The organism is Pseudomonas sp. HPB0071, from assembly GCF_000478505.2.
In the GTDB taxonomy this organism is placed as follows: Bacteria; Pseudomonadota; Gammaproteobacteria; order Pseudomonadales; family Pseudomonadaceae; genus Chryseomonas; species Chryseomonas luteola.
This window is the reverse complement of sequence record NZ_KI517367.1, coordinates 293393-299392: the sequence shown is the minus strand read 5'-3', so window position 1 is coordinate 299392 and position 6000 is coordinate 293393. Positions and strand designations below refer to the sequence as shown.

The window sequence follows — 6000 nt, the reverse complement described above, 5'->3', positions numbered from 1 at the left end:
GGCGTACTCGGCGTCGGCGAAGGTCATCTGCTTCATGGAAAAACTCGGCTGGCGGGATCGGCGTATTTCACCAGATTCGGGAAGTCTTTTTCAGACCTTCCCTAAATCCATCGAATTTGCTAGAAAATGACGCTAGCGCACCATCTATACGCTGTAGTTGATCGAGTACTATATTTCGATCTTGATTTAAAATTGCCTTTATTCCGATCGTGGCTTTTGTATTTAGGAGCAGTAGATCTTTAATTTCTTCGTGATTGATTTTTGTAAGCCACTCCATGAACTCACCAAATCCGGCCTGTTCTTGTGATGCTTTTTCTGATCTAAATTGTCCGATAAGTGCAACAATTGCTGCAAAGGATTCGGCTACAGGCATTACGGTGCTCCTTTGAGCTTATAACGTTTGGTTAAGGGGCGGGCTTTAGCCCGTCCCAGCGAGCGAAGCGAGTGATTTGAACCAGGTGTTAGGTTTTGCACGCGTAACCGCCTAACCTGGAAATTGTGAATGCGACCGACTCGCCGACCAATCTAGGATCACTGGAGCTCACCACGTCTTCGACAGTAAATAGGCCGCAGTCTACGAGGACAAGGTTAACGCCGATAACCTTACCAAAAGCGCGATAACGCCAACCGCCAAGATGTTCCAGACCCGAGTGCCCAGATGGGTTACCAGTAAAAATAGCCTCCCACTCTTGGCCATCGCCTATGAGCGGGTAGAACTCAAAGTCAAACTCTTCACCAATCTTTGGGCACGTATCTTCACAGACACTAAATTCATCCATTACATGTAGTTGCTGCCCACAAGTTTCTATTACGGCTTCGAGATATGGACCTTCTGTCGAAATCAGACGTGCACGAACCATATTCAACCTAACGTTTGGTTAAGGGGCGGGCTTTAGCCCGTCCCAGTGAGCAAAGCGAACGGTTTGAACCAGTTGTTAGGCGGTAACGGCAATGACATATGGGTGTTCGTTGAATTTTGTATTTCGAGAACGAAAATAAGCCCGATATGTCCGAGACTGAAGTTGTTTTTGAATGAAAGCACCATCAGTCATGATGCGATAGCTAGCTGATTCAAGAAATTTTATACCAAGCTCCTTTGCTTGCTCTTTAATTGTTCCCCAGGTATTTGCAGTTGGGGATATTAACATTTCATTTGGGGGGATTCCTGAGATTCCATCATCACTTTCTATATCACCATTGAAGGCTCTTTTAAGCGCGCCCGCTGATGGTGCCCAGATGATTAGCGTAATAATGGGTTCATCGGACGGGGAAAAGTCCTTCAGTGTATTAGATGTCATTAGAAATGCCGGGCCTGCCTGATATATGCGATCAGTAACTTTTACTGGCATTTCGGGTAATGTGCTAATTCCTTTTCCTAAATGTTTCCTTAATTCATTCCAGATCACGTTTTCTCCATAGGCTCAAGATTATCTGCTGGAAAGAGGGGTTATAAAACACATATTTGATTCCACTCGGTTTTGCTCTTAAGCCTAACGATTAAGCTAAGGGGCGGCGGCACGCCGTCCCAGCGAACGAAGTGAGCGACTTGAGCGCCTTGTTAGGCATAAACCACCTCGCTTGCGAACTGCGGATATTCACTTTGCATTTCAGTAAGGCATTCTTTTAGTAGCACCGCCTCACGAGGTAGGTGTTGTGAGAACTGCGCCCAGCCTAAGAACCTAACTGTGTATGGCATTTCAACCAAGCCAGTTATGGCGTCCCAGAAAGCATCCCAGTTAGCACCATACCAGCCTGGAAAATTCAGCGACTCCATCAGTAAAGAGTGCAGTTCTTCTGCGCTAGTGATAGCTCGGAGATCAATCTCTACTAGCTGTACGCGGGCAATATGTTTTTGCCTAACGCTAGTGGTAATGGGCGCCAACGGAGCGCAGCGTAGTTGGCGTCCCGTTGACCACCTTGTTAAATCTCGGGCTCAAAAAAATATATGTTTAACTCACAATCGTCTGGATCACTTAGGAAGTTTTCCAACACAACCTTAAATTTTCTTTCCGGAAACTGCGTGCATAGCTTGGCTTCCCACGCCTGCACAATGGCGTTTGCGAGGTAAAGAAGAAATTCATCCGTGACCTCTTCTTCGGCACCTAAGAAGAGATTTGCCAAGTCGATCAGGTTTAAATATTTTTGAGCCTCAGCCTTATTCGTGCAATTAGAAATAATTGTCTCGTATCTATTCTTCTGCCAAAGGCTTTCAATAAATACCGTATCATCAACCATGATGAAGCTTGGCCAAACAAGCTCCAAATATCCGAGAAAATGATCGTACCTACCTATACAGGTGATCCAATCTCCCAAGGAGATTCCGTTGCCATTGTTCCACTTCGGTAGCTCTGGAACTAATCCTTCAAACTTACTCATAGACATTTAACGTTGGAAGTAACGTGCAGCCGGAGTTGCGAAGCAGCGAAGGGAACCCAAAGCGTCGCTTTGGGTTGTCACGTTGACCGAAAGGTTAGCTGCCGAACGGCGGGATAGCTTCATTCGGGAAATATCGCTTCCAGAGGAGTTCAATAACATAAGCGCGCGCCTCTTCTTCGGAGTCGGCAGGATATACCGTTAAATTGCATCCATCATCAAGTGCTTGTACCCAAGAAAAATTACGATCTGATAGGGTATTTAAAAGCTCACTCTTGAGTGCTAATAGTGAGGCCGGATTGTCTAGATTTAAATCAGCCACGCGAAACGCAGCCTCATCTGCCAGCCCGACTTCTACTGAAAACAGCGAGAGCGTGTTGAGAAGGGTTGGACCAAGGAGGTGCTTCATGGCAGCTAACGTTTGGTTAAGGGGCGGGCTTTAGCCCGTCCCAGTGAGCGAAGCGAACGGTTTGAGCCTATTGTTAGGGTTGCCCAACAGTGCCTCCCCAGTTTGCATATAGCGTTTTATTGGATAGTACCCAATTCTTAAAGTGCTCAATCGCCTCGGGTTGCGAAGCGAAAGACACCAGGTCGAATTTTCCACCACGCTCAAAGTAGAAGCACTCGATCTCATCACCATAGTTGAGAATGCAAAAGCAACAGTCTTGGGGTGTTTCGTTGATGCGGATTTGCCCCATGCGGATTCCGGCAGATTTAAGCTCGGTGGCTAGGTTTGCGAATGGCGACATGGGAACCCTAACGCTTGGTTAAGGGGCCGGCTTTAGCCGGTCCCAGTGAGCGAAGCGAGCGGCTTGAACCGCTAGTTAGGTTGCCTTGCTACGGTCTGAGTAGTAGAAGCCTAAAACTGTACCTATGAGTGTGCCGGAAAAGGCTAACACTTCGCTAAAGTATGGACTTTTCAGCACTGCACTTAAAAACACACCAAACATTAGAAGAAAAACCACCATAAAGCCTAATATCGCTGGCATGCGCTTATTAATTCTCTCGGTTCGGGGTTCTGCTTGTCCGATACCGCCGCAGACACCACATGGAAGCCCAGCGAACTCTTTGCCTTTCAACTCATGTTCTTTTACGCAAACAGCACAAGAAGATTCGTTAGTGCCGTTTTTGCAAGTTCCTACGCCAGAGCAGTGAGCGCAGGGATATAGGTTAGATTTGATCTGGTGCATATTCCCTTTGCAACCTAACGCCTACATAAAAGGCGCGCGTGAGCGCGTCCAGCCCGCAGGGCGATTTTTGATGTACTTGTTATGTGTTTGACTTAAGGTCTCCACATTAATATTTTATTTCCGTATGACAGAGATCGCGCCTCTCTAACAGAGTCATCGCTCCATTCAACCGAAAAATCTTCATCTCTGTCTAATTTTAAATCTGAATGACTCAATTTAAGCTCGACTAACTTTTCTTTCCATAATATTTCTTCCTTATCTTCAGGTAGCTCTTTTTGTTCAAGCTCAGCACCAAATGCTCGAAAATTGGCCAGCCTCTCAAGCTTGGCTTCTAACGAAACATCATCAAATTCAGCCGTCGCATAAGCCCATGGGGTCTCGAAGCTAAAGCCAGAAAGTGTTGCGACTTTTTGATTATTAAATAGTAATGTAAGTGGCTTATCCATTTGATTACACATAACGTCTGGTTAAGAGGCGGGCTTTAGCCCGTCCCAGCGAACGAAGTGAGCGGCTTGAACCACTTGTTAGGCTTCACCACCCCGGGTAATTTTTATGATGCGCAGAATATCTTGTGGCGCATCAGTGGCTGCAATTGCTTCGTACATTGCCTCGTGAATATTACCCTGAGCCAAGAATGCTGCCGCGCTATAGCCACGCGCTTTAGAGAAACAGGTTAAATGCTCCGGATCGTCTAACTCTTGAAGTTCAAAATATCGGTCATCGAATTTTTGAGCGATCTCATGTAACCGTTCGTGATGCATCTCTTGGATTGATTTTTCTATATCAACGCCATCAAGGCCAACCTCGCTCGCCGCCCACAACACAGCCTTAGAAATCAAAGCTATCCGCTCTGGAGCAGACATAGCATTCAATATTTCTTCAATATCTGCGTCGATTGTAGATAGCCGCGAATTCATCTGTGATGCCTAACGTTTGGTTAAGGGGCCGGCTTTAGCCGGTCCCGAGTGAGCGAAGCGAACGACTTGAACCAATTGTTATACGATTGTGACTTTGAGCACCCCTGAAACATTAAACTGGACATCGCTTCCAAATTCTGAATTCCACATTACATCTCCCGTGCCTGACCAACTAAAGCCGAATTCTTGCCCCGATGCATTGCCAAAAGTAATTCTATTATTATTTGTTTCGACGTGGCCGAACACGCTCAGTATTCCTACTTCTGGGTGAGGATTGTTTTCCGATGACCACTCACTCACAAGCCCATCTAGATCTTCCAGCGACTTCGCTTTTAGAATTAACCCCTGATGGCTTAGTGATGGTGCCCAGTTAGATTCTTCGAATTCAATTTCTTTTGTGGTGATTTCCAAGTAACAATGGAGTTCGTTTTCCAAGAACTTCCCATGCACATTTGCCTCGTAGATTTCAAATGATCTATCTTTGAGATGAAACACGATAGCCTCCGAGGTATAACGTTTGGTTAAGGGGCGGGCTTTAGCGCGTCCCAGTGAGCGGAGCGAACGATTTGAACCAGTTGTTAGAGAACAGCTGCTCGATCAATTGCAGCTTCATAAGCACGAGGTTCGAATAAAAAAGGCCCGATGTTTTCAATGATGCGTGGTTCTTCATAACCGTTTTCGTATGCGAAATTTTCCCAAATATAGCCGGAATCGGTTTTAACTATTTGTGCGGAGTAAGCGCCACAGCCGATGTCACCACACTCGGGACATATATAAAGCAGTACACGGTTTTTAGGCTCAGTAAGCAATTTTAACTTTCTGGCAGTGGTTTCGTTTTGAGCATTAAAGCCTTTTACAAAACAGCCCATAAAGTCATCATGCCCTCCATCTGCTTTAACTATGGCATGAAGTAGAGACTCACCATTGATTAAAAAATCTGATGAGGTTCCCTCTGCAACCGTACATCCGTTGGATTCACTTCCAGCACGAAAGAGAGATTGGTGGCTGAGCATAGTTGTATGCATAATTCTCTAACGCGAAGTTAAGGGGCTGGCGGTACGCCAGTCCCAGTGAGCAAAGCGAACGTTCTTGAACGCATTGTTATGCATTCGCCGCATTATCAAGACCAACGATCGCTTGGCTTATACGCTCTCCGGTACAGCTCGTTTGGTGCCCCCAGCAGGAAGAGCAGACTCTGCCATGTACATTCCGTTCGCCCTCGAGAACGATTACAGGCGTAACGCCATCGCCTGCATGCCCTCTGCGTGCGACCATATTTTCGTCGGTGGTAGATCGGAAATTGACACCGCTTTGCCCAACAAACTCGTAGACCTCATCAAAGTTCAATGCGACATATACTGGGTTCCCATTACTTCCTTGCGGGTGCGGCATAACTTCTCCTTACTGCATAACTATTATTAGACGTCATGTGACGGATAACACGCTGGACGCGTTTGACGGATAACCTTCCTTGTCATCTTCATTCTTCCTGTCTAGGGTGGACGTTTCCGAGGAGCACT

At 46.3% G+C, this 6000-nt stretch carries 11 protein-coding genes; all 11 read right to left on the bottom strand.

From position 1 onward, the window contains the following. Positions 1 to 67: 67 nt before the first annotated feature. Positions 68 to 373: a hypothetical protein gene (locus HMPREF1487_RS01535; protein ID WP_010794835.1), complete on the bottom strand. Its 306-nt coding sequence runs from the start codon at positions 371 to 373 to the stop codon at positions 68 to 70. Between the two features lie 562 nt (positions 374 to 935). Continuing rightward, positions 936 to 1406 carry a hypothetical protein gene (locus HMPREF1487_RS01525; RefSeq protein ID WP_010794833.1) on the bottom strand — a complete coding sequence of 157 codons (471 nt, stop codon included), beginning with the start codon at positions 1404 to 1406 and terminating at the stop codon, positions 936 to 938. A 152-nt stretch (positions 1407 to 1558) separates the two neighbouring features. After that, positions 1559 to 1882 carry a barstar family protein gene (locus HMPREF1487_RS01520; RefSeq protein ID WP_268867259.1) on the bottom strand — a complete coding sequence of 108 codons (324 nt, stop codon included), beginning with the start codon at positions 1880 to 1882 and terminating at the stop codon, positions 1559 to 1561. A gap of 38 nt (positions 1883 to 1920) precedes the next feature. Further along, on the bottom strand, positions 1921 to 2376 hold the full coding sequence (locus HMPREF1487_RS01515) for a hypothetical protein (RefSeq protein WP_010794832.1): 456 nt from the start codon (positions 2374 to 2376) through the stop codon (positions 1921 to 1923). Between the two features lie 94 nt (positions 2377 to 2470). After that, entirely contained in the window at positions 2471 to 2782 is a 312-nt protein-coding gene (locus tag HMPREF1487_RS01510) for a hypothetical protein (protein WP_010794831.1), read from the bottom strand. Between the two features lie 73 nt (positions 2783 to 2855). Beyond that, on the bottom strand, positions 2856 to 3122 hold the full coding sequence (locus tag HMPREF1487_RS01505) for a hypothetical protein (RefSeq protein ID WP_010794830.1): 267 nt from the start codon (positions 3120 to 3122) through the stop codon (positions 2856 to 2858). A gap of 75 nt (positions 3123 to 3197) precedes the next feature. Further along, positions 3198 to 3452 carry a hypothetical protein gene (locus HMPREF1487_RS26645; RefSeq protein WP_073449301.1) on the bottom strand — a complete coding sequence of 85 codons (255 nt, stop codon included), beginning with the start codon at positions 3450 to 3452 and terminating at the stop codon, positions 3198 to 3200. Between the two features lie 203 nt (positions 3453 to 3655). Continuing rightward, positions 3656 to 4009 (bottom strand): hypothetical protein, encoded by a 354-nt coding sequence (locus tag HMPREF1487_RS01500; protein ID WP_010794829.1) that lies wholly within the window; start codon positions 4007 to 4009, stop codon positions 3656 to 3658. Between the two features lie 78 nt (positions 4010 to 4087). Continuing rightward, positions 4088 to 4480: a hypothetical protein gene (locus HMPREF1487_RS01495; RefSeq protein WP_010794828.1), complete on the bottom strand. Its 393-nt coding sequence runs from the start codon at positions 4478 to 4480 to the stop codon at positions 4088 to 4090. Between the two features lie 78 nt (positions 4481 to 4558). Beyond that, positions 4559 to 4975: a hypothetical protein gene (locus tag HMPREF1487_RS01490; RefSeq protein WP_010794827.1), complete on the bottom strand. Its 417-nt coding sequence runs from the start codon at positions 4973 to 4975 to the stop codon at positions 4559 to 4561. A gap of 83 nt (positions 4976 to 5058) precedes the next feature. Then, positions 5059 to 5493, bottom strand: a complete 435-nt coding sequence (locus tag HMPREF1487_RS01485) for a hypothetical protein (protein ID WP_256205435.1) — start codon at positions 5491 to 5493, stop codon at positions 5059 to 5061. Between the last annotated feature and the right edge of the window lie 507 nt (positions 5494 to 6000).

Coding starts and splice junctions, on each gene's coding strand:
- HMPREF1487_RS01485 (WP_256205435.1), bottom strand. CDS start 5,493: ATGCTCAGCCACCAATCTCTCTTTCGTGCTGGAAGTGAATCCAACGGA.
- HMPREF1487_RS01495 (WP_010794828.1), bottom strand. CDS start 4,480: ATGAATTCGCGGCTATCTACAATCGACGCAGATATTGAAGAAATATTG.
- HMPREF1487_RS01505 (WP_010794830.1), bottom strand. CDS start 3,122: ATGTCGCCATTCGCAAACCTAGCCACCGAGCTTAAATCTGCCGGAATC.
- HMPREF1487_RS01510 (WP_010794831.1), bottom strand. CDS start 2,782: ATGAAGCACCTCCTTGGTCCAACCCTTCTCAACACGCTCTCGCTGTTT.
- HMPREF1487_RS01535 (WP_010794835.1), bottom strand. CDS start 373: ATGCCTGTAGCCGAATCCTTTGCAGCAATTGTTGCACTTATCGGACAA.
- HMPREF1487_RS01515 (WP_010794832.1), bottom strand. CDS start 2,376: ATGAGTAAGTTTGAAGGATTAGTTCCAGAGCTACCGAAGTGGAACAAT.
- HMPREF1487_RS01500 (WP_010794829.1), bottom strand. CDS start 4,009: ATGGATAAGCCACTTACATTACTATTTAATAATCAAAAAGTCGCAACA.